General features: G+C 50.2%; 20 protein-coding genes, 1 pseudogene and 1 riboswitch. Of the genes and pseudogenes, 12 read left to right on the top strand and 9 right to left on the bottom strand.

What is annotated here, in order from left to right:
- Positions 1-67: 67 nt before the first annotated feature.
- Together pulA and DFP94_RS19445 are read left to right on the top strand one after the other, a co-directional pair.
- Entirely contained in the window at positions 68-2,035 is a 1,968-nt protein-coding gene (gene pulA, locus DFP94_RS19450; RefSeq protein ID WP_114498142.1) for a type I pullulanase, read from the top strand.
- Between the two features lie 106 nt (positions 2,036-2,141).
- Positions 2,142-3,368 carry an MFS transporter gene (locus DFP94_RS19445; protein ID WP_114498141.1) on the top strand — a complete coding sequence of 409 codons (1,227 nt, stop codon included), beginning with the start codon at positions 2,142-2,144 and terminating at the stop codon, positions 3,366-3,368.
- A gap of 88 nt (positions 3,369-3,456) precedes the next feature.
- Here DFP94_RS19445 and DFP94_RS19440 read toward each other — a convergent pair whose 3' ends face one another.
- On the bottom strand, positions 3,457-4,155 hold the full coding sequence (locus DFP94_RS19440) for a metal-dependent hydrolase (protein WP_114498140.1): 699 nt from the start codon (positions 4,153-4,155) through the stop codon (positions 3,457-3,459).
- A 119-nt stretch (positions 4,156-4,274) separates the two neighbouring features.
- On the opposite strand from DFP94_RS19440, the gene DFP94_RS19435 reads away from it, so the two are divergent.
- Positions 4,275-4,928 carry a bifunctional 4-hydroxy-2-oxoglutarate aldolase/2-dehydro-3-deoxy-phosphogluconate aldolase gene (locus DFP94_RS19435; protein ID WP_114498139.1) on the top strand — a complete coding sequence of 218 codons (654 nt, stop codon included), beginning with the start codon at positions 4,275-4,277 and terminating at the stop codon, positions 4,926-4,928.
- A 193-nt stretch (positions 4,929-5,121) separates the two neighbouring features.
- On the opposite strand, the gene DFP94_RS19430 is transcribed toward DFP94_RS19435, so the two are convergent.
- A complete protein-coding gene (locus DFP94_RS19430; protein WP_114498138.1) occupies positions 5,122-6,039 on the bottom strand; it encodes a hypothetical protein in 918 nt (305 codons plus the stop codon).
- A 452-nt stretch (positions 6,040-6,491) separates the two neighbouring features.
- Here DFP94_RS19430 and DFP94_RS25595 point away from each other — a divergent pair, with 452 nt between their 5' ends.
- The 3 genes and pseudogenes from DFP94_RS25595 to rpoD all read left to right on the top strand — a co-directional run bounded on the left by DFP94_RS25595 (position 6,492) and on the right by rpoD (position 8,490).
- Positions 6,492-6,647: a hypothetical protein gene (locus DFP94_RS25595; protein WP_181873225.1), complete on the top strand. Its 156-nt coding sequence runs from the start codon at positions 6,492-6,494 to the stop codon at positions 6,645-6,647.
- 36 nt (positions 6,648-6,683) lie between these two features.
- Positions 6,684-7,334, top strand: a pseudogene (locus tag DFP94_RS19425) (DsbA family oxidoreductase).
- Positions 7,335-7,593: 259 nt separating this feature from the next.
- Positions 7,594-8,490: an RNA polymerase sigma factor RpoD gene (rpoD, locus tag DFP94_RS19420; protein WP_114498137.1), complete on the top strand. Its 897-nt coding sequence runs from the start codon at positions 7,594-7,596 to the stop codon at positions 8,488-8,490.
- Between the two features lie 97 nt (positions 8,491-8,587).
- On the opposite strand, the gene DFP94_RS19415 is transcribed toward rpoD, so the two are convergent.
- A complete protein-coding gene (locus DFP94_RS19415) occupies positions 8,588-9,679 on the bottom strand; it encodes a S1 family peptidase (RefSeq protein WP_245954986.1) in 1,092 nt (363 codons plus the stop codon).
- A gap of 119 nt (positions 9,680-9,798) precedes the next feature.
- Positions 9,799-10,212 (bottom strand): DUF4183 domain-containing protein, encoded by a 414-nt coding sequence (locus DFP94_RS19410; RefSeq protein ID WP_114498136.1) that lies wholly within the window; start codon positions 10,210-10,212, stop codon positions 9,799-9,801.
- Between the two features lie 194 nt (positions 10,213-10,406).
- On the opposite strand from DFP94_RS19410, the gene DFP94_RS26330 reads away from it, so the two are divergent.
- The 3 genes from DFP94_RS26330 (at position 10,407) to DFP94_RS19395 (ending at position 13,207) form a co-directional block, all read left to right on the top strand.
- Positions 10,407-11,591 carry a DUF4183 domain-containing protein gene (locus DFP94_RS26330; protein WP_114498135.1) on the top strand — a complete coding sequence of 395 codons (1,185 nt, stop codon included), beginning with the start codon at positions 10,407-10,409 and terminating at the stop codon, positions 11,589-11,591.
- Positions 11,592-11,707: 116 nt separating this feature from the next.
- Positions 11,708-12,127 (top strand): metallothiol transferase FosB, encoded by a 420-nt coding sequence (gene fosB / locus DFP94_RS19400; RefSeq protein ID WP_114498134.1) that lies wholly within the window; start codon positions 11,708-11,710, stop codon positions 12,125-12,127.
- A 195-nt stretch (positions 12,128-12,322) separates the two neighbouring features.
- Positions 12,323-13,207: a radical SAM/SPASM domain-containing protein gene (locus tag DFP94_RS19395; protein ID WP_114498133.1), complete on the top strand. Its 885-nt coding sequence runs from the start codon at positions 12,323-12,325 to the stop codon at positions 13,205-13,207.
- Between the two features lie 412 nt (positions 13,208-13,619).
- Here the strand turns inward: DFP94_RS19395 and DFP94_RS19390 are convergent, their stop codons facing one another.
- From DFP94_RS19390 to namA, 3 genes are read right to left on the bottom strand one after another with little or no spacing between them, the layout of a single operon-like run.
- Complete coding sequence (locus DFP94_RS19390; RefSeq protein WP_114498132.1) at positions 13,620-14,453, bottom strand: 1,4-dihydroxy-6-naphtoate synthase; 834 nt, start codon at positions 14,451-14,453, stop codon at positions 13,620-13,622.
- The gene (locus DFP94_RS19385; protein WP_114498131.1) at positions 14,450-15,169 is read right to left on the bottom strand and encodes a futalosine hydrolase; all 720 of its coding nucleotides are present in this window, start codon (positions 15,167-15,169) and stop codon (positions 14,450-14,452) included. Before DFP94_RS19385 ends, DFP94_RS19390 begins: the two co-directional genes overlap by 4 nt.
- Positions 15,170-15,220: 51 nt before the next feature.
- A complete protein-coding gene (gene namA / locus DFP94_RS19380) occupies positions 15,221-16,231 on the bottom strand; it encodes an NADPH dehydrogenase NamA (RefSeq protein WP_114498130.1) in 1,011 nt (336 codons plus the stop codon).
- Between the two features lie 179 nt (positions 16,232-16,410).
- Positions 16,411-16,511: riboswitch (guanidine-I (ykkC/yxkD leader) on the top strand.
- 99 nt (positions 16,512-16,610) lie between these two features.
- On the opposite strand from namA, the gene DFP94_RS19375 reads away from it, so the two are divergent.
- On the top strand, positions 16,611-16,946 hold the full coding sequence (locus tag DFP94_RS19375) for a DMT family transporter (RefSeq protein WP_114498129.1): 336 nt from the start codon (positions 16,611-16,613) through the stop codon (positions 16,944-16,946).
- A gap of 3 nt (positions 16,947-16,949) precedes the next feature.
- Positions 16,950-17,264 carry a DMT family transporter gene (locus DFP94_RS19370; protein WP_114498128.1) on the top strand — a complete coding sequence of 105 codons (315 nt, stop codon included), beginning with the start codon at positions 16,950-16,952 and terminating at the stop codon, positions 17,262-17,264.
- 221 nt (positions 17,265-17,485) lie between these two features.
- Here the strand turns inward: DFP94_RS19370 and DFP94_RS19365 are convergent, their stop codons facing one another.
- Together DFP94_RS19365 and DFP94_RS19360 are read right to left on the bottom strand one after the other, a co-directional pair.
- The gene (locus tag DFP94_RS19365; protein WP_114498127.1) at positions 17,486-17,677 is read right to left on the bottom strand and encodes a hypothetical protein; all 192 of its coding nucleotides are present in this window, start codon (positions 17,675-17,677) and stop codon (positions 17,486-17,488) included.
- Positions 17,674-18,828 carry a DUF4062 domain-containing protein gene (locus DFP94_RS19360; RefSeq protein WP_181873224.1) on the bottom strand — a complete coding sequence of 385 codons (1,155 nt, stop codon included), beginning with the start codon at positions 18,826-18,828 and terminating at the stop codon, positions 17,674-17,676. The genes DFP94_RS19365 and DFP94_RS19360 overlap by 4 nt, the downstream gene beginning before the upstream one ends.
- A 187-nt stretch (positions 18,829-19,015) precedes the next feature.
- On the opposite strand from DFP94_RS19360, the gene DFP94_RS19355 reads away from it, so the two are divergent.
- Positions 19,016-19,612 carry a nitroreductase family protein gene (locus DFP94_RS19355; protein ID WP_114498125.1) on the top strand — a complete coding sequence of 199 codons (597 nt, stop codon included), beginning with the start codon at positions 19,016-19,018 and terminating at the stop codon, positions 19,610-19,612.

Here is a 19,612-nt window from a genome sequence, read left to right as displayed (position 1 = left end):
GCTGCGCCAAGAACATGTTATGATCACAGGAACTTGCTTGTGATCTTAGGCTTAGGGAGGGACCGATTTGGCGGTTCAGCAGCAAAGAAACATGGTAACAGATTATGGAGATCTCGCCGTAACCGGGGGGATCTCTGTTTTTTCGCGCGATTTTGATGCAGCGTTCAATTACGAAGGGAATGATTTAGGTGCGTTTTATACACCGGAACAGACAGCATTTCGGCTTTGGGCACCTACGGCTTCGGAGGCAAAACTGAGATTATACCCCTCCTGGGACAGCAAGACCTATGAAGAATTGGGGATGACCAGGGATGTTCGCGGTACTTGGGTATTAACCGTTACCCGCAACCTGGAACAAGTTTATTACACTTATTTCGTCCGGGTTGGCCAAAACTGGAAAGAAGCGGTGGACCCTTATGCCAAAGCGGTTGGGGTGAATGGGGACAAAGGCGTTATTCTTGATTTGTTCAAAAGCAACCCGGACCGCTGGACTAAGGATAAACCGCCGTTTGCCTCATTCACCGACGCGGTAATTTATGAAGTACATATTGGCGATTTCTCGCTTCATCCGGAGAGCGGCATCAAGAACAAGGGGAAGTATCTCGGATTTACTGAAACGGGAACGCAGGGGCCCGGAGGCATTCTTACCGGTTTGGATTATCTGAAGCATTTGGGGGTCACCCATGTTCAACTCATGCCGTTTCAAGATTTCGCTAAAGCCAGCGTGGATGAAGCGAAATCCGGGACAGGATATTTGGGTGGGCAGTACAACTGGGGCTATGATCCGAAAAATTACAATGCGCCGGAAGGTTGCTATGCTACCGATCCTTTTCAGCCGGAATTCCGGATCTCCGAATTGAAGCATGCCGTTCAAACGATGCATGACCAAGGCCTTCGGGTGATTATGGACGTGGTGTACAACCATATTTACGATGGATATATCGCTCATTTCACGAAGCTGGTTCCGGGATATTATTTACGCTACAAAAAGGATGGGAGTTTCTCGAACGGATCGGGCTGCGGAAACGACTGCGCTTCAGAGCGCCGGATGATGTCGAAATTTATAGTTGATTCTGTGGTCTATTGGGCAACCGAGTACCAGGTAGACGGATTTCGCTTCGATTTGATGGGTCTGCTTGACGTGGAGACGATGAACGAGATCCGCCGTCGGCTGAATGAAACCGATCCAAGCATTTTGCTGCTCGGGGAGGGATGGTTGATGGAAACGGAGCTTGATCCGAAGCGGAGAGCGAATCAGTCACAAGCATCCCGGATGCCGGGGATCGGCTATTTTAACGGAGAGCTTCGTAATGCGATCAAAGGTGATATTTTCAAACCTGAGCAGCCTGGCTTTGTGAACGGCGGGTTGGGGCAGGCAGCACAAATTATGAGCGGGGTCTGTGGTGCCATTCATTATAATGACGATTTACGCGGTTTTGCGTCCGAGCCTTCCCAGAGTGTGAATTATGCCGAATGCCATGACAATCAAACGCTGTGGGACAAATTGTCCTGTTCGGCGCTGAAGGCAAGTCATGAAGCGCGTAGATGCATGCACCGGTTGGCTACGGGGATCGTCCTGACTTCCCAGGGGATTCCGTTTCTTCATGCCGGTCAGGAGTTTCTGCGGTCCAAAAATGGGCTTGAAAACAGCTTTCAGGCTCCAGCGGAGATCAATCGGTTGGACTGGGTTCGTTGTGCGGAGCATTGGGATGAAGTGGAGCGTGTGCGCAGGCTGATCCGACTAAGAAGGCAGCATCCCGCTTTCCGGCTAAGAACGGCGGCGGAAGTGGTAAGGCATCTTCAGGTAGAGCATGTTCAGGATTCTGCGATAGCATATACGTTACGGGATCATGCCGGAGGTGATCCCGCCCGGCATCTGTACGTTTTGTACCAAGCCTTACCCGATAGAGGGAAATACCGGTTACCGGAGTTAGGGCGTTGGGAAGTTATTTTTGGGGACGAAACCGTTCAAGATATTGAACGTGGCCATTTGACGGCAGCCGGGATTGGCATGGTTGTACTCGCGGTTCATTAAGCTTCGTCACAGGGATTTTTTTGTGAAAAGAATAGCATTTTTTGCTAAAATAAGATGCAAGCTAAGCGATATAGAAAATGATTCGAGGATGAGTGGGGGAATACAAATGAATACTGCAGAAACGGCTTCAAAGCCTAAGCAACGTAAGCTGCTGATGAGCGCCGGGCTAAGCTGGATGTTCGATGCGATGGATGTCGGAATTATTTCGTTTATCGCTGCGGCACTGGCCGCGGAATGGAGCCTCACGCCGCAGCAGACCGGATTCTTTACGAGCATCAATTCGGTCGGCATGGCGTTTGGCGCGGCGATTGCCGGAATTATGGCCGATAAGTACGGCCGCAAAGCTGTACTGCTCTGGACGCTGCTCATTTTTTCGATAGCCAGCGGATTGTCGGCGGCTGCCACCGGTTTTGCCGTGTTATGCGTGCTGCGTTTTATAGCCGGCTTCGGCCTGGGCGGGGAACTGCCCGTTGCATCCACGCTGGTATCGGAGTCGGTTGCGGCAAAAGACCGGGGGAAAATGGTTGTCTTGCTGGAAAGCTTTTGGGCCGCCGGTTGGATCTTATCCGCTTTGATCGCCTATTTTGTCATTCCGAAATACGGCTGGCAAACCGCATTTCTGATTGGCGCAATTCCGGCATTATATGCGCTCTATCTGCGGAAGTCGATTCAGGACCCGCCGCGGTTTACTCAAAGGATAGCCGGAAAGAAGGACCGCAGGCTTTCCGTCAAGGAACGTTTTGTATCGGTCTGGACAGGCCCTCATAGACGTTCCACGATCATGTTGTGGATCCTGTGGTTTACGGTTGTTTTCTCGTATTACGGCATGTTTTTATGGCTCCCGAATGTGATGATGCTTAAAGGCTTCAGTCTTGTGAAAAGCTTTGAATATGTGCTGATCATGACGCTTGCCCAACTGCCGGGTTATTTTACGGCCGCCTATTTTATCGAGAAATTCGGCCGCAAATTCGTCCTGGTGGTCTATCTGCTCCTGACGGCGGTGAGCGCTGCGTGGTTCGGGAATGCAACAAGCGAAGGAATGCTTATTGCAGCGGGCATTTGTTTGTCCTTTTTCAACCTGGGAGCATGGGGAGGCATGTATGCCTATACGCCGGAACTGTATCCGACCCGGGTCCGTTCTACCGGGGTAGGCTTGGCCGCTTCCTTCGGCCGGGTGGGAGGCATTATCGGGCCGTATCTCGTTGGCATGTTGGTTGCCCGTCAATTCTCCATCGGTTCGATTTTCTGGATTTTCTTCGTCACGATCCTGATTGGCGCATTGGCCGTATTCCTGCTTGGTACCGAGACGAAGGGAAAAGAATTAACGGATTGAATGATTCATTACATTAATTAAAAGAGTGAATATAGACTCCACAGATATTCATACCGGAAGACTGTGGAGTTTAGCGTTTACAGCATTCTTACTTGTCCAAATCTGAAGTATCCAGACTCTCTCCCGGTTTCAGTGCATGGCCGCGAATATCTATTTTTTTCAATTCCTCGACAAATTGCTCTCCGTCCTGGGCGATAAGTCCGAACGTATTGTAGTGAACCGGGACGACATGCTTGGGATGAAGCCATTCGGCTGAAATGAGGGCGTCTTCGGGCCCCATGGTGAAATAATCGCCGATCGGCAAAAAGGCGAGATCGATGTCGCGGCGATTTCCGATCAGTTTCAAATCGCTGAACAAGGCGGTATCCCCGGCATGGTAAACGATGAAACCGTCCAGATCCAGCAAAATTCCAGCCGCTACGCCGAGATAAACATTAGTTCCGTCAACTTGTACGGAAGAACTGTGCAGGGCGGGGGTGAAGGTTAATTTTCCGAAAGGGAACTTAAAAGACCCGCCCAGATTCATGCCGATGGTTTTTAACCCCTTTGATTCAAAAAAATCGGCAAGTTCGACAATCCCGACGATCGTTGCCCCGGTTGCCCTAGCGATATGCTCCGCGTCACCGATATGATCGGAATGACCATGGGTCAGCAGTACGTAATCCGCCTGGATTTCATCGGCCTGGACCGCTGCTGCCGGGTTTCCCGTCAGAAATGGATCGACGATCAGTTTGTACTCTCCGGTATCGATAAAAAGTGATGAATGTCCCAAAAATGTAAACTTCATAAATGTCACTCCTTTGGAAATTTATGCGTTACGAATCATTATAACTTTTTGGGCTCTACAAGTCATATGTTATGAGTTAGAATGTAAGTGAAAAGAAGTACATACTAAGGAGGAACGGTATGACAACAGCATTATTGGAACGGCTAAAGGAAGAAAAGATCGTCGCCATTTTGCGTGGTGTACCGAAAGAAAAGGCGTGTAACATAGCTGAAGCGCTTTGTTGCGGCGGCATCGTATTTACGGAAGTAACCATGAATACCAAAGGTGCGATCGATATGATTTCAGGCTGGAGGGAAAAATTCGGTGAACGGATGAAGATCGGAGCAGGCACGGTGCTGGATCTGGAAGAGGCCAAAGAAGCTGTCAGGGCCGGAGCGGAATATCTGGTCTCGCCGAACCTGGACGAGAAGGTTGTAGACTTTGCGCGGAGTAACAACATCGGCGTTTTTCCGGGGGCCATGACGCCGACGGAAATCGTAAGAGCCTGGAAGGCTGGGGCCACCGCAGTGAAGGTGTTTCCGATGGCTACGCTTGGGGTTGGCTATTTGAAGGAGATCCGGGCTTCGCTGAATCATATTCCAATGATCGCGACAGGCGGCGTACGGCTTGACAATATTCACGGATTCATGGAAGCGGGAGCAACGGCCGTTGGGATTGGAGGGTATTTAGTACATTCGGCACTCGTGCGAGAAGGACGATACGAGACAATAAAGCAAAATGCGGTCGATTTGGTACGAGCCGTAAAGTCCTGGAAATCGGGCGGAGTCGATTAAACTTGAAATAAGAAAGTAATGAATGAGTCAAGTCTTGAGTCAGAGACATTCCTTTTTATGAAAACGCTACCTTTTAATAATAATTGGCGCTTCGCGTGGAACAACTATCGCATTGCAGAGTCCCGAACGTAATTCATAAAAGAAAAACCCGGTCCGTCAAGCCAACTGAAGGCTAAACGAACCGGGTTCTTTGTTATTTTGCTGGGGGCTCGTCCCGTTTAACGAGATCCATCCAGCCTACCAAGTCATGCACGGCGATCCCTTCAAAGGAAGCGTGGGCCGAAGCGAGCTGTTCCAGTTGCAAGAGTTGTTCGTTTAATACGGCATTGCCTTCTTCGTAGAAAGTAATAAAGTTACCTTCGGAAGAGGGTTTCGTTTCAACGCCCGTGTACACTTTTTTATTTAACCGTTCACCTTCCAGGAGCTCATTTTTGGCCGTGTCATAGATGGCTTTGGCTTGATCGCGGTAGGACATGAGCGTAACCGATTCGAATCTGGAGATCATCCAGGAGCTTAAGGTTTGGTCGCTTCCCGGTACTTTATAGTTGTTGAGCCAGAATGGCAATGCGGCTGAAATCGGCAAATTTGCGGCTTCCGCTTGTTGAACGAGCGCATCAATATTTTCCTGCCACTGCGTGACCAGACCTGACCAATCGGTTTTCCATTCGGGAAGGAGATAGGGCTCGATATCCACATGAATTCCTGCCAGCATCTCTTCGGGAGCAGCGGTCTTCTGATAGTCAACAATCCATTTCATGAATGAATCCAGTTTGGGCCGGCTGGTGGATAATGCCCAATCCGGGGCGCCGTTCAGAGCATGGACTTCGATCTGCTTGGAACGGGCCTGACGGATGAAGGTTCTGTATGAATCAAGATCAACTTTCGAACTGATTTGAAGATAGATGATTCCGATATGTTGAGATTCAGAAAAATCAAGAATTTCGGCGGGTGAGGTTTTGATCAATTGCGTGTGCCACAACCAGGTTGTTTTAGCCCCCGGGGCGAGATTATTGTCGGCTTGGGCGGTTTGAACATGGTTTCCGAATGCGGCAAACACTAAAAAGATAGCGATAAGCATGGCAAATCTGCGGGGGAAAGCGTTGATTTTCACGAAGAAGTACACTCCTTTTATGGAATTAAGTTAGTAAGTTCTTAGCGGAAATAGGAGCGGCGAACGACATAAAAGCAAAGTAGGGATGAATGCAATGACGATTCCAGGCCTTACCTCCCACGCAGAATTAAAAATGGAGCTTCCCGAACTTGGGCCGAAGTCCCTGAATACCAAGAAGGATCTGCGACCAAAGAAAGGGGTATGATAATATATTCGTCATAATTGGAATGAAACGCCATAGGCCTTTTGGATTAACTTGTCGTTCGAATTTGAATTTTTAGCCGGGGTATGTTAAATAATGTACTTCAGGAGGTAGTAGACGTAGGTTCGATATATTTCATTGGAATATTTGTCCTCTTTATAACGTAGACCTTCTTTAGCTTCAAAATCCGGGTAACCGGTTAAACAGGAAGTAAGGCAAAGAGTGAACGGATAAAAGGAGAAGATCGATCATGAAAATCATAATTACGCAGAGTGAAGCTGTGGAAAAAGACATCTGGTCAAAAATTATGATCATGTTCGGCATTTCAAGTACCGATGAGCTTTGGGAAAGCGAGCAGTTTATTTTAACGGAAGAGCAGGCGAAGGAACTGGGGTTGATCCGCTGAATAAACCAGCGATCATGAATGGGAGGCAATTACATCATGAAGGTAGAAATCTGGTCGGACTATGGTTGTCCATTTTGTTATATCGGAAAAAGAAGATTCGAAAAAGCGTTGCAGCAGTTTCCGCATAAAGATGAGGTTGATGTGATGTTCCGCAGCTTTGAACTGGATCCGAATGCGCCTAAAGAAACCCGATCCAGCATGGAAGAAATTTTAGCCGCAAAGTATGGAATGTCCCTGGAAGAAGCGAAAGCCGCCAATGACCGGGTAGCGGAGCAAGCCGCCGACGAAGGTCTCGTCTAACGGTTCGATACGATGATTCCTACGAATACGTTGGATGCTCATCGCTTGACTCATTATGCGGGGGAGCAGGGGAAAATGAACGAGATGTCCGAACGGCTGTTTAAAGCTTATTTTACGGATTCGTTGAATATCGGGGATTTAGATACCCTTGTGTTTCTGGCTCAGGGCATTGGATTAAACGGTGAGGAAGTTGGAAAAATATTGACCTCCGAGTCGTATTTCGCTGAAGTCCGGGGTGACGAACGGGTGGCCGGCGAAATTGGAATCCGCGGCGTTCCGTTCTTTGTATTGGATGAGAAGTATGCCATTTCCGGAGCCCAACCTCTTGAAGCATTCCGCAATGCACTTCAGCAGGTTTGGGAGAAGCGGAGCGAAAAGCAGAGTTAGGCCCAGCCAACACGATTAATGAAGGAAAACAATAAAAACGCTGATCCCGAAGGACCAGCGTTCATTTTTATTAGAAAAAAATGATCTTGTAAAACCATAAAAAACATGTTAAAATGACGGATAGTCAAATCAATGGGCTAATCAATTCAACATCGCTTATATAATAGCATAATAGCACTAATTTGTCAAATAGAGTATACCGTTGTTAGAGAAAACATCATGTTATTGTTTTCCATTTATTAGGGTGGGGGTCTGAGCCATGACAGAGGATTTGACAAAGGGCACTGAACTTGATTTTACAGATGACCTGACGCTGCCGCCAGGTGTAAAAATTGATGATCCGGTTCGCATGTATCTAAAAGAAATCGGGCGCGTGCCGCTCTTGTCCGCCGATGAAGAAATCAAGCTGGCGCAACGCATTGAGCAGGGAGATGAGGAAGCCAAACGCCGTTTGGCCGAAGCGAATCTGCGCCTTGTCGTAAGCATTGCCCGTCGTTATGTGGGACGCGGCATGGTTTTCCTTGACTTGATTCAGGAAGGGAATATGGGCCTGATCAAGGCGGTGGAGAAATTTGATTATTCCAAAGGATTCAAATTCAGTACTTATGCTACCTGGTGGATTCGTCAAGCCATAACGAGAGCTATCGCGGATCAGGCGAGAACGATCCGGATTCCCGTCCATATGGTGGAGACAATAAACAAGCTGATCCGGGTTTCCAGACAACTTCTTCAGGAGATCGGCCGTGAACCTACGCCGGAAGAGATCGCCAAGGAAATGGATCTTACTCCGGAAAAAGTGCGTGAAATTATGAAGATCGCTCAAGAGCCGGTATCGCTGGAGACGCCGATCGGCGAAGAAAACGATTCGAACCTCGGAGATTTCATCGAAGACCATGATGCACCGGCTCCAGCGGAGGCGGCTGCATACGAGCTGCTGAAGGAACAACTGGAAGAAGTGCTTGATACGCTCACTGAAAGGGAAGAGAACGTGCTTCGTCTGCGCTTCGGCATGGATGATGGACGGACCCGGACTTTGGAGGAAGTAGGCAAGGAATTCGGAGTGACCCGGGAACGCATCCGGCAGATCGAAGCCAAAGCGCTGCGGAAGCTGAGACATCCTAGCCGCAGCAAACGATTGAAGGATTTCATGGAATAAGCACCGATCTTGAGTGTTGAAATTATAAAGAGGAAAGCAACCACAGATGGCCTTTTGGTTACGGCCTTTCTGATGCGGCAGCTTTCCTCTTTTTTATTTACGAGTTACTTCCGGAACGACATTTTTGGGGGCGTAGCTTTCTTCCCATTTTGGAATCAAGCGGTCGTACGCACATATAATTGTGCTTACTTCCCCTGCCTGGGGTCATGATCGGCCGCTTACAGCTGCGGGCAACGCGGGTGCCGAATACTTTCATGAACCAGTCGACCGGATAAGCGATGGAGAGATACCCTTCGTCCGAGCCGGCAAAATTAACCGCCGCCGCAAGGTTTCCCCGCTTGGTCAGCCAGACGGAACCGGAATCCCCGCTCAGGGATACGGGGCGCTTACCACGGATGACGCTCTGGTTTTTGAAGGTGATCGTGCCGAGATTACCATATTCGCCGTAATTGACCTGAACATCGGTGTGAATCGATTCCACTGTACCCGTTACAGCTCCGGTCGTCCGGCCCACCTTTTTAAACCCGTCGCCGATCCGGTAAGTGCGGACAAAGCCGGGGACGGTTCCATATACGGCATACTCGGGAGACAGCAGGTTGCGGCGGAGCGGTTTTGAAGTTGCCGCATCGAGGAAATTGGGGCCCTTTTTGCGCAGCTTGACGAAACGGTCCATGAAGCCGATTTTGTCCCGTTGAATCGTTCCTCCATCTGCTCCCCCAGGCTGCAGCGTAACCGAGGTCCGGTTCGAATTTTCATTGACCAGGACATGATTGTTGCTTAAAATATAGCGGCTATGCGGGCGGCATTGATCACTGATAATAAGCCCGGCGGTCCCGGAGACATCTGGCGTACCTACGCTGTATCCGGCTTTGACGGGCCTGATGCGTTTCTGAAACCGGGGCGAAGATGAACCGTTTTTGTGAAACCTGGACGAGCGAACGATGCGAACCGGAACCTTGGACTTCAATTTTGGCGGAAGGGATACAGGTTGGGTTTTGGTTTTACCCCTTTTGTTTTTAGCGGCTGCCGCAGAGACCGTATCGGCATATACAATAATCGCCGCTCCTTTGCGGGGGCGGGAAGGTTCTTTGAAGCCTACGCCTACACCATGAACCCCTCGCTGCTTCAGCATCCGGGCGGAATAACGCTCTTTCAGCAAATAAGCCTTGCGAAAACTGACCAATAGCATCACCTTTTCTTCTTATTTGCTCTATACTATGCAATGCATGGCAAGGAGGTATGGCGGATTCAGGCCAATTGGATATGTAAAAAATAACCCGGCCTTTGGCCGGGCTTTTTTGCGGATAATCAAGTAATGATAGTAATCGTAGGTGCGGAGATGGTGGGCTGAGTCGTTATATTCGAGGCGACGGTGGAAAAGCTTGCGACTTCCAATTGGATCGGAATTCCTGCGGTCAAATCGACGGTATCCAATACCAGACTTGCCGTAGTCAGCGTAGAGAGGGACGCTTGTTGAAGAACGCCGTTAATATAGACATTAAAATAATCGCTTGCCGCCAAAGTCGGCAGGGCCGCCACTGGTCCGTTCGCATCATCGACAAAGCTTGCAGCGGGGATCGTCGTTTCGGTGGCTCCAATCATTCCGGCTGTGAGCGTCACAAAGTAACGGGAAGTGTCAGGGGTAATGGCCGTCGTAATTACACCGCCGGTAGCTACAGGGGCCGTGGAAACGGCAGTAAATACAGGTTTAATAACTGGCATGTTGTTCACCTCCTATTATCGGGATATCGAGGCAATTCTCGATTCTATAACATATAATGATTATTTTTTCAGCTTGAAACGGCGTTTCATCCCTTTCGGAGACTTTGTTCCAGAAATAAGGCGGTTCGTTTGTTTCATAGTCGGATGGCCGACATATGATATTGGAGACGATGGTGGCGAATGGAGGTGTATAGGTGTTAAAAAGGCGTAGGAAGCACAACTCCCGAAAACGATTGAACCGCTGTCTGCAGCGAAGTTCCCGGTATAAATCCCGTAAAAAACGAGGTCAACCTTCCTCGTGTCGGCCCAAAAAGTCTGGAGGCCGGATTGGTCTGCGAGGACCAAAGAACGGTAAAAGCCCGAATGAGACGCCGGTTATTCCTGGTCCACAGGGTGTAGAAGGCACGCATGGCGTTCATGGGGCAGTTGGGCCGGAAGGAATTCTAGGGCCGAAAGGGGCAGATGGGCTGCATGGTATGCCGGGCGGTCAGGGGCCGGAAGGAATTCAAGGCATGCCCGGTCAGCATGGTTTGCAGGGGATGCAGGGACAGCAAGGCCTGCCAGGAACGCATGGCCTGCGGGGACCGCAGGGAATACAGGGCCCCCCGGGTCAAAAGGGGTCGCAGGGAACAAACGGACCTCAGGGCGATCAAGGAATACAAGGGAATCTGGGGTTTCCGGGAATGCCAGGCATGGCGGGCCCTCCCGGGCCGCAAGGAGCTCAAGGCCTCCCGGGACTGCAAGGTCCTCAGGGCTTGCCAGGCTTCCCGGGACCACCGGGACCGGAAGGAGCTAGAGGCCCTCAAGGCACACAGGGAGTGATGGGACCGAAAGGACCCCAGGGAGAACAAGGCGCACAGGGAGCGATGGGACCGGAAGGACCTCAGGGAGAACAAGGCGCACAGGGAGTGATGGGACCGGAAGGACCTCAGGGAGAACAAGGCGCACAGGGAGTGATGGGACCGGAAGGACCTCAGGGAGAACAAGGCGCACAGGGAGTGATGGGACCGGAAGGACCTCAGGGAGAACGGGGGTTGCAAGGGCCCGAAGGGCCTCAAGGACCACCGGGCACAGCTGATCTTACGATCGTGCCGACCGTATACAGATACTTTTATTTTCCCGATGCCAATCTGGAGGCGCTGACTGTTGTTGAGGCCAAACAGTTCACAGATGATCTGGGCGAACCCGTTGAAGTTTTTGAAGGGATAGGCTTAAATAGCTATTCCAACTTGTATTTGAACGGTATGTTACAAGAAGGCAAGTTGTACTCCATTCAACCGACCGCTTTGACGCTCAATCTAGGCTCGGATATTATACTTGCAGGGACTCCGATAATTATTGAAAATATAGAGTTGAATGTATTATCGAAAATTGCATAATCGTCATTACGCTACGCGTTGCACCGCGAAGGTTGACCCAATAGGATATAGCGAGCGGAGCCGAGTCTTCTTGGCTCCGCTGGCCTGGATTTTTTGGACGGAGGGGAAAATAAGAAATGAAGCTTCAAGGGATTAATCATTTATGTTTTTCGGTATCCGATTTGGCCAAATCGATTGATTTTTACCAAAAAGTCTTTGACGCCAAGTTAATGGTTGCGGGAAGAACTTTGGCTTATTTTGATCTGAACGGACTCTGGCTTGCCTTGAATCAGGAAGAAGTAGAACGTAGTTTGTATCCTCGTACATACACACATATCGCTTTTACGATTGAAGAGGGGGATTGGAACAAATGGATGGACAAGCTGGTGCAAGCGGGAGCCGAGGTGCTACCGGGACGTGAGCGGGACGAGCGGGATCAACGTTCGGTCTATTTCTTGGATCCCGATGGCCACAGGTTTGAGTTTCACACAGGAACTTTGGCGGACAGAATAGATTACTATAAGGCGGACAAGCCGCATATGCAGTTTTTTGATTAAGGAATCGCTTCGGGGCAGAACTAAGGAAATTTTCAGTTGGGACTTCCGACAAATTGAGATAGAATATATTTTGATGTGACAGAAATCATATTTTGATGGAGGAACGATGGATGAGAGGTATTAGATCCACTTACGCATACCCCTCGGCTATTAAAAATTGTTAAAAATACCGGAGAGAAGCAGGTTAAGGCAATCATGAAAAAATTCAAAAAGTTTTATATAGAAACAACCAGCATTTGTAATCTGGCCTGCAGTTTTTGTCCGCCGACCCATCGGCAGGCCCAATTTATCGGGATCGATGATTTTGTTAAGATTCTTGACGATATCAAGCCGCACACGGATTATATTTATTTTCACGTTAAAGGGGAGCCGCTGTTGCATCCCAAAATCGATCAGTTACTGGACATCAGTCATGAAAAGGGCTTTAAAGTCAATATTACGACTAATGGCACCTTAATCCGCAAGAATGCAACCAAACTGCTGGGTAAACCCGCGCTGCGGCAGATGAATTTTTCCCTGCACAGTTTCGATGGTCATGAGGGATCAAAGGACCGGGAGGGATACATTACGAGCGTCTTGTCTTTCGTAAGAGAGGCAACCGCGATCTCCGATCTGCTCGTGTCGTTTCGGCTCTGGAATTTGACGAAGGACAATGAAACCAACTTGGAACGCAGCCGCAATCGGGCAACGCTGGAACTGATCGAGAAGGAATTCGGACTGGATTACCGGATCGAGGAAAAAGTTCAGCCAGGGACCGGCATTAAATTGGCCGACCGTATCTACCTGAATCAGGATCATGAGTTCGACTGGCCCGATTTAAAAGCCAAGGAAGACGATGGCAGAGGATTCTGCCATGCGCTGCGCAATCAGGCCGGAATCCTCGTCGACGGCACGGTCATTCCTTGCTGTCTGGATGGCGAAGGCGTCATCAATTTGGGCAACGTCCATGAGACCCCGTTTTCGGAAATTGTTGAAGGAGAGCGGGCGAACCGGCTGTATGATGGATTTTCGCGGCGGGTCGCGGTTGAAGAATTATGCCGCAAATGCGGGTACCGCCAGAGGTTCGGGGGCGAAACGTAAGCGAGTTTGACTGCAATCGGAGAAGAGGGTTAAATGTGGCAAGTTGGTTCACTGAAGCCATGGCCTAATCCGTGCTTAGGGGAGATACGCTGGAGCGGAACCCATAAGATAATCTAACGGACGTGAGAGACGTTAAACTCCGAGAAATTGCTTATTTCGGAATCTAACGGACACCAGAGCCGTTAATCTGGACATTTCCCCGAATTTTGAACCTGATGAGGTCATTTAAGGTCCATTGTGTCCGTTAGCGCACAAAAAGTATGATTTCAGGGTCGATAACGTCTCCTGTGTCCGTTAGATCAACTGGAAACACCAGAAACATCGGAAACACCAGAAGCACCAGAAGCACCAGAAGCGCCAGCAAACTTGATTAAAACAGCCTGGGAATCATCTCCCCCAGGCTGTTTTGGCGTTACTTCTTTAATAACGACAGGTCTACTTGCGGGACCAGTCCTTCGCGCGCGGCCCGTTCAAGCAGGGCCGTAACGGCCGCATAGCCGTCGTTGCCGAGGTTGGACGTGTAGTCGTTGACGTACAGGTTGATATGGGCCTTGGTGACGTCCGGGGACATCTCTTGGGCATGCTCGAGAACGTATTCCGCCGATGCCTCCGGATGTGACCAGGCATATTCCACGGATGCACGAATCCAGCCGGAGATGGCTTCCAGGTCTAGCGACCGGCGGGCGATGATCGCCCCAAGCGGGATGGGAAGTCCGGTGTCGGATTCCCACCAGTTGCCGAGATCGGCGAGCATGTAGAGCCCGTAGGACCGATAGGTGAACCGGGCCTCATGAATGACGAGCCCGGCGTCGATCGAGCCGTTTCTCACGGCAGGCATGATCTCGTCGAACGGCAGGACGACGATCTCACCAATGCCGCCCGGCACGTTTTGCGCTGCCCATAGCCGGAACAGCAGGTAGGCTGTCGAGCGCTCGCTCGGCACGGCGACGCGCCGGCCCGCGAGATCCGCCGCGCTGGGCTGTCCGTCCGCCGTCAGGACGAGCGGGCCGCAGCCGCGCCCGAGCGCGCCGCCGCAGGGCAGCAAGGCGTATTCGTCCAGCACCCAGGGCAGGGCGGCGTATGAGATTTTCAGGATATCTGGACCGTTGCCGCCGGCCGCGAGGCCGTTCGTAATATCGATATCCGCATAAGTGACGTCGAAGTCCGGCGCACCGGGGATTAAACCGTGCACCAGGGCATGAAAAACGAACGTATCATTGGGGCAGGGCGAAAAAGCGATATTCATGTTTGCAGCACCTCCGGTAGTATTGAGCAAGCCTCTTCCAAGGCTTGCAAAGCTTCGCCGATTTTCCAAAGTTCGCGCTGGCGGGGGCCGATCCTATTGGAAATTGCACGGATTTCCAACACGGGGATGCCCAGCCGATGTGCCGCCGCGGCCACGCCGAAGCCTTCCATCGCTTCGGCAGCCGCGCCCCGTATGCGCTCGGCCAGCAACTTGGCCGTGGCCGCCGTCCCCGTGACGGTGGACAGCGTTAGCACCGGCCCGTAGCATGCCGGGAGCCCGGCTGCCTGAAGCGCCGCCGTCCAGCCGGTGGCCAGGCTGCCGGCGACCGCCACGGCGGCCGAGCCGAAGCCGAGCTCGTCCACGCTGGCGAAGCCGTCCGGCGTCTCCGCGCCGAGGTCGGCCGCGATGATTTCGCTCGCTACCACGAGCGAGCCTATCGGCGCGCAGCCTTCAAAGCCGCCGCCGATACCGGCGCTAACGACGAGGTCGTACGCGCCGCTAGCCAGCTCGCTCGCCGTGGACGCCGCGGCGCGCGCCGGCCCGACCCCGGCCAGCCGTACGTCGACGACCGGCGCTATATCCGCGCCAGCCGTCGACGCCGCCCGGCCCAGGCCGCGAAGCACGGCCTCCCGCTCGGCGTCGACCGCGGTCATGATAAGCACCCGCTTATAAGCCGAACGCGGGTTTTGTTCTTGAGGATTATTTTGATTTGTCATACGCCAGTTGCCAACTCCTTACACAGGTTCCTGTCAAATCGGGTAGGCGCCTTAAGCTCTTCCATACTGTTGCGGGCGGTCGATCTCGGCGCCAAGCTCTTTGGCGGCATTGAAAGCCCAGTACGGATTGCGAAGCAGCTCCCGTCCGAGAAATACGAGATCGGCGCGTTCATTGCCAAGGATTTCTTCGGCTTGTACAGCACTTGTAATGAGCCCTACGGCGCCGGTTGCAATTCCGGCCTCCCGCCGGATTCGTTCGGACAAATTGATTTGATAACCCGGGTAAATATCGATTTTGGCAGGGACTACGGCGCCGGAGCTGCAGTCGATCAAGTCCACGCCCTGAGTCTTCAGGGTACGGGAATATTCAATATATTGCTCCAGGGAATTCCCGTTTTCATCGTATTCGTTTGCGGAGACGCGTACAAATATCGGCCCGTCCCATTCGGTCTTAACGGCATCGATGATCTCGCCCAACAGCCTATAACGGTTATCCGCTGTTCCGCCGTAGGCATCCTGCCGCCGATTGGCAAGCGGGGAAAGGAACTGATTGATCAGATAGCCGTGGGCGCCATGAAGCTCGATAATATCGAATCCGGCTTCCTTGGCCCGGCGAGCCGCCTGCGAGAAGGCCTCGACAACACGGCGAATATAATTCTCGTCCGCTTCCAACGGATTTTTCATCCCGGGAAAAGGAAGGGCCGACGGCGCGAAAACATCCTCGTTCAATTCGGCCTTCCGTCCCGCATGAGCCAACTGAATAGCCGCCTTGCCCCCGTGCTGGTGAATGAGATCCGTGATCTCTTTCAACCCGGCGATATGCTCATCGCTCCAGATTCCGAGGTCGCGATAGGAGATTCGGCCCTCCGGCAGGACGGCCGTCGCTTCCACAACGATTAATCCCACGCCGCCAACGGCTCGGGTGGCATAGTGAATCCGATGCCAATCTCCGATTTTTCCATCCTCATTCGAAGCTGAATACATGCACATCGGAGCCATAACGATCCTATTCTTTAGGGTCACCTTTTTTATGGTATACGGAGAAAACAGCTTACTGCTCATGTTCTTCTCCTCCTTTCTCAATACATACATGGATTTGGCACTCATTCCTCTGTTGTCTATGTTAGATCAAACCATTTCCTGATACAAGTCGAGTCATGGAAATAACTAACGGACGCTGGTCCAATCGATTTTTCTGTATTGACCTTGACCCGAACATCAACATCGTGTATCATAGGACTCACTTTGTCTCCTAGGGTTCCGCGGCAGTCGCCGGTCATGGTCCGAGAGGGGGCACGCAGAGCATACTCTGCGGACACGGAGGGATAAAAGCCTGGGAGATAAACTGTTAATAACAGTTTGTTTCCCGGGCTTTTGTATATTTCCGCCACATTTAATTAAAACTTCATGTGGTGCAATTTTAATGAGGAGGATGAAAGTAATGAACAAAACGTGGTTGTCCGTCGTTATAGCTGCGGTATTTGAGGTGGCTTGGGTTATTGGATTAAAACATGCCGGCGGGTTTCTAGAATGGGGAGGTACGGTGATTGCCATCATTGTAAGTTTCACCTTGATGATCAGGGCTTCTCGATTCCTTCCAGTGGGTACTGTGTACGCTGTTTTTGTTGGTTTAGGTACAGCGGGTACTGTATTAGCGGAAATTATTTTATTTGATTCTCCTATTAGAATTGAAAAGATGGTATTCATTGCAGTGCTGCTATTGGGTGTTATTGGGCTAAAAATGCTAAGCAAAGATAAGGAAAAGGAGGCGGCGTAACACATGGATTGGGTATTTCTTATTTTAGCGGGGCTATGTGAAATGTTCGGAGTCCTAATGATCAATAAAGTGAACAAGGACCGTAACACGGCATCATTCCTCTTATTGGTTGCAGGTTTTGGATTAAGCTTTTTGTTCTTGTCCGTAGCCATGAAAACTCTGCCGATGGGAACAGCATATGCTGTATGGACAGGAATAGGAGCATCCGGAGGAGCTATTCTCGGAATGATCTTTTATGGTGAACCAAAAAATGTCCTGAGAATTGTATTTATTGCCATGGTGCTTGGATCGGCTGTTGGCTTGAAGCTAGTCAGCTAACTCGAGATTGTTATCTTTGAGTACGGCAATACTCGAAATTCCATCGATTTATATTACAAGTGCAAAAAAGACACGTCATATTCAGTTATTATTTTGTTGCATTTACAGCAATAATTCTACCGGCTTCATGATTCTTCTGCTCGGTATGAACAGGGATAGTTTAATCCGCATATACAAAAAAACGCTCTTTCGGTTAAAGAAACCGGGAGAGCGTTTTTTATTTATGCCCGTTTGGTAGCCTGGGCAAATCGGTCTTTGATTTGTTTGTTGTTGCGTTTCATTGCCGTGCGCTGCTCGCGCAAGATTTGCGAGGAATTTTTGGACAGCGGAGCAAACAGCAGCGCTTCTTTGGGCTGGCTTCCGACAGCTTTGCTCACCCGTCCGTTTTTGGATACGAAGACTCCGGAACTCATGGGTGCATTCCCCCCAGGCATAATTTGATAAATTCAATGATGAGCGGATTTTTACTCATTATAGCATGATTGACACTCTCTTTGTAGTGGATGAATTTCTTATAATTCCAGTCGGGATCGGCCGGGTAGTGTAAAGTGATGACATAATTGCCGGACCGAATGCAGTGATAAATCATGTTCTTGGCTTCCTTGAAAAACACCTGCTCTCCCGGATCCCCCAATTCAAGGGTAAGTACGGCGTAAGAGCTCTTATCGTCCAGCATAAAAATCGGTACGGAAGCCGCAGTCCCTGCTTTGGCCACAAAATTCAGGCCGTTATCCCGCAGTTCATAAAGCGTGGCCGCACAGCAATCGTCATAATGTCCTACGGATTCACTCATATATTGTCCGTATTGCTGTTCAATCATGCCGCCGGGTAGCCGGCTTATCATCAATTCCAGGAATTTTTGCGCCTGACGAAACCCGGTAATCTGCAACTGGGGCATCAAGCCGGTCAAAAGCTCGAAGGCTTCGTCAAATTGGTCAAGCCGTTCGGCATTTTGCTCAATGGACTCTTCCAGCGGAAGCAGCAGGGAGCCCCGGCGCAGCAGGTCGCTGAAATAGGTCTTCCAATCAATCATTACCCCGATCGACAGGTCATCGATGTACACTTTGCGTAACATCATGTCATACAGAAGGAACCATACATAAGGATCGATGTTTTTGGGGACCCGGTCGTCGTTCCTTAACATCTCCATCATATGAGAGGGAGAGGGAAAACGGTCTTCCTTGGATATGTAACCGTCGATGAACTGTTCAAGGAGCGGCCTGACTTTGCTGAAGAAAGCCGCCTTAATTTCAACATCGCCAAATACTAGGATACTTTTTTCCTCTTCATGCGCCTTGATGAATTCCATATGAGTTATCGTTCTTGACGCTTTATCATGATATGTACCGGCTTTGTCTCCGATAAAAAGCAGATAAATATCGCATTGCTCCACGGCTTCCAGGCAACGAACCACAGGATCGACATGAGCGGGCCAGGGACCGAGGTTTTCTTCCCACATGACGGGTTCATGCCCCAAGGATTCGAGTTCCCGAAAAACGCTTCGTCGAAGCGGCTTTAGCCCGTCCTCGTTAACGGAGCTGATGAAAATTTTTGTTCTTGCCACGAAAGTTACCTCCCGAGCCAGTTTGTTTCCATTATAACCCAGACTTAACAAATTAGAATATGAGCAAAATATTTTTAAAGAACGTCTTGCAAACAAAAAATATTTCATGTAATATACTATCCATAGTCACTGAATAAATGTAAGTGTTGTACAATATTCTTAATTTGAATAAGGAGAGGTAAACAAAATGAGTCAATTTTTAAACGAAATCAAAACAAGACGCAGTGTATATGGAATCAGCAAAGAAATTCCGGTATCGGAGTCCCGGATCGAGGAAATCGTAGAAGAGGCCGTCCTTCATACTCCATCTTCCTTTAACTCGCAAAGCGCGAGAGTGGTAGTATTGTTTGGCGAACAGCACGACAAGTTCTGGGACTTGACCAAAGAAACACTGCGTAAAATCGTACCTGCTGAAGGCTTTGCTTCGACCGAAGAAAAAATGGGATCTTTCCGCAGCGGTCGCGGTACGGTATTGTTCTTTGAAGATCAAGCGGTTGTAGAAGGTCTGCAAGAGCAGTTTGCCCTGTATGCCGACAACTTCCCGGTTTGGTCCAACCAATCTTCAGGGATGCTGCAATTCGTCGTTTGGACTGCACTGGCAAATGAAGGCGTGGGAGCATCGCTTCAACACTATAATCCGATCGTTGACGAACAAGTGGCTAAAGAATGGAACCTGCCTGCAAGCTGGAAACTGATTGCTCAATTGCCGTTCGGCGGCATCGCCGCAGAACCTGGCGAAAAGCAATTCGCACCGATCGATACCCGACTCAAAGTTTTTAAATAA

This window comes from Fontibacillus phaseoli (assembly GCF_003337355.1).
GTDB classification, from domain to species: Bacteria; Bacillota; Bacilli; order Paenibacillales; family Paenibacillaceae; genus Fontibacillus; species Fontibacillus phaseoli.
This window is presented reverse-complemented; position numbering and strand designations above follow the sequence as displayed.

Excerpts from the sequence above, each read along its gene's own strand:
- DFP94_RS19445 (WP_114498141.1), top strand. The coding sequence starts at position 2,142 with ATGAATACTGCAGAAACGGCTTCAAAGCCTAAGCAACGTAAGCTGCTG.
- DFP94_RS19440 (WP_114498140.1), bottom strand. The coding sequence starts at position 4,155 with ATGAAGTTTACATTTTTGGGACATTCATCACTTTTTATCGATACCGGA.
- DFP94_RS19435 (WP_114498139.1), top strand. The coding sequence starts at position 4,275 with ATGACAACAGCATTATTGGAACGGCTAAAGGAAGAAAAGATCGTCGCC.
- DFP94_RS25595 (WP_181873225.1), top strand. The coding sequence starts at position 6,492 with ATGAAAATCATAATTACGCAGAGTGAAGCTGTGGAAAAAGACATCTGG.
- rpoD (WP_114498137.1), top strand. The coding sequence starts at position 7,594 with ATGACAGAGGATTTGACAAAGGGCACTGAACTTGATTTTACAGATGAC.
- DFP94_RS19415 (WP_245954986.1), bottom strand. The coding sequence starts at position 9,679 with ATGCTATTGGTCAGTTTTCGCAAGGCTTATTTGCTGAAAGAGCGTTAT.
- DFP94_RS19410 (WP_114498136.1), bottom strand. The coding sequence starts at position 10,212 with ATGCCAGTTATTAAACCTGTATTTACTGCCGTTTCCACGGCCCCTGTA.
- fosB (WP_114498134.1), top strand. The coding sequence starts at position 11,708 with ATGAAGCTTCAAGGGATTAATCATTTATGTTTTTCGGTATCCGATTTG.
- DFP94_RS19395 (WP_114498133.1), top strand. The coding sequence starts at position 12,323 with ATGAAAAAATTCAAAAAGTTTTATATAGAAACAACCAGCATTTGTAAT.
- DFP94_RS19390 (WP_114498132.1), bottom strand. The coding sequence starts at position 14,453 with ATGAATATCGCTTTTTCGCCCTGCCCCAATGATACGTTCGTTTTTCAT.
- DFP94_RS19385 (WP_114498131.1), bottom strand. The coding sequence starts at position 15,169 with ATGACAAATCAAAATAATCCTCAAGAACAAAACCCGCGTTCGGCTTAT.
- namA (WP_114498130.1), bottom strand. The coding sequence starts at position 16,231 with ATGAGCAGTAAGCTGTTTTCTCCGTATACCATAAAAAAGGTGACCCTA.
- DFP94_RS19375 (WP_114498129.1), top strand. The coding sequence starts at position 16,611 with ATGAACAAAACGTGGTTGTCCGTCGTTATAGCTGCGGTATTTGAGGTG.
- DFP94_RS19370 (WP_114498128.1), top strand. The coding sequence starts at position 16,950 with ATGGATTGGGTATTTCTTATTTTAGCGGGGCTATGTGAAATGTTCGGA.
- DFP94_RS19365 (WP_114498127.1), bottom strand. The coding sequence starts at position 17,677 with ATGAGTTCCGGAGTCTTCGTATCCAAAAACGGACGGGTGAGCAAAGCT.
- DFP94_RS19355 (WP_114498125.1), top strand. The coding sequence starts at position 19,016 with ATGAGTCAATTTTTAAACGAAATCAAAACAAGACGCAGTGTATATGGA.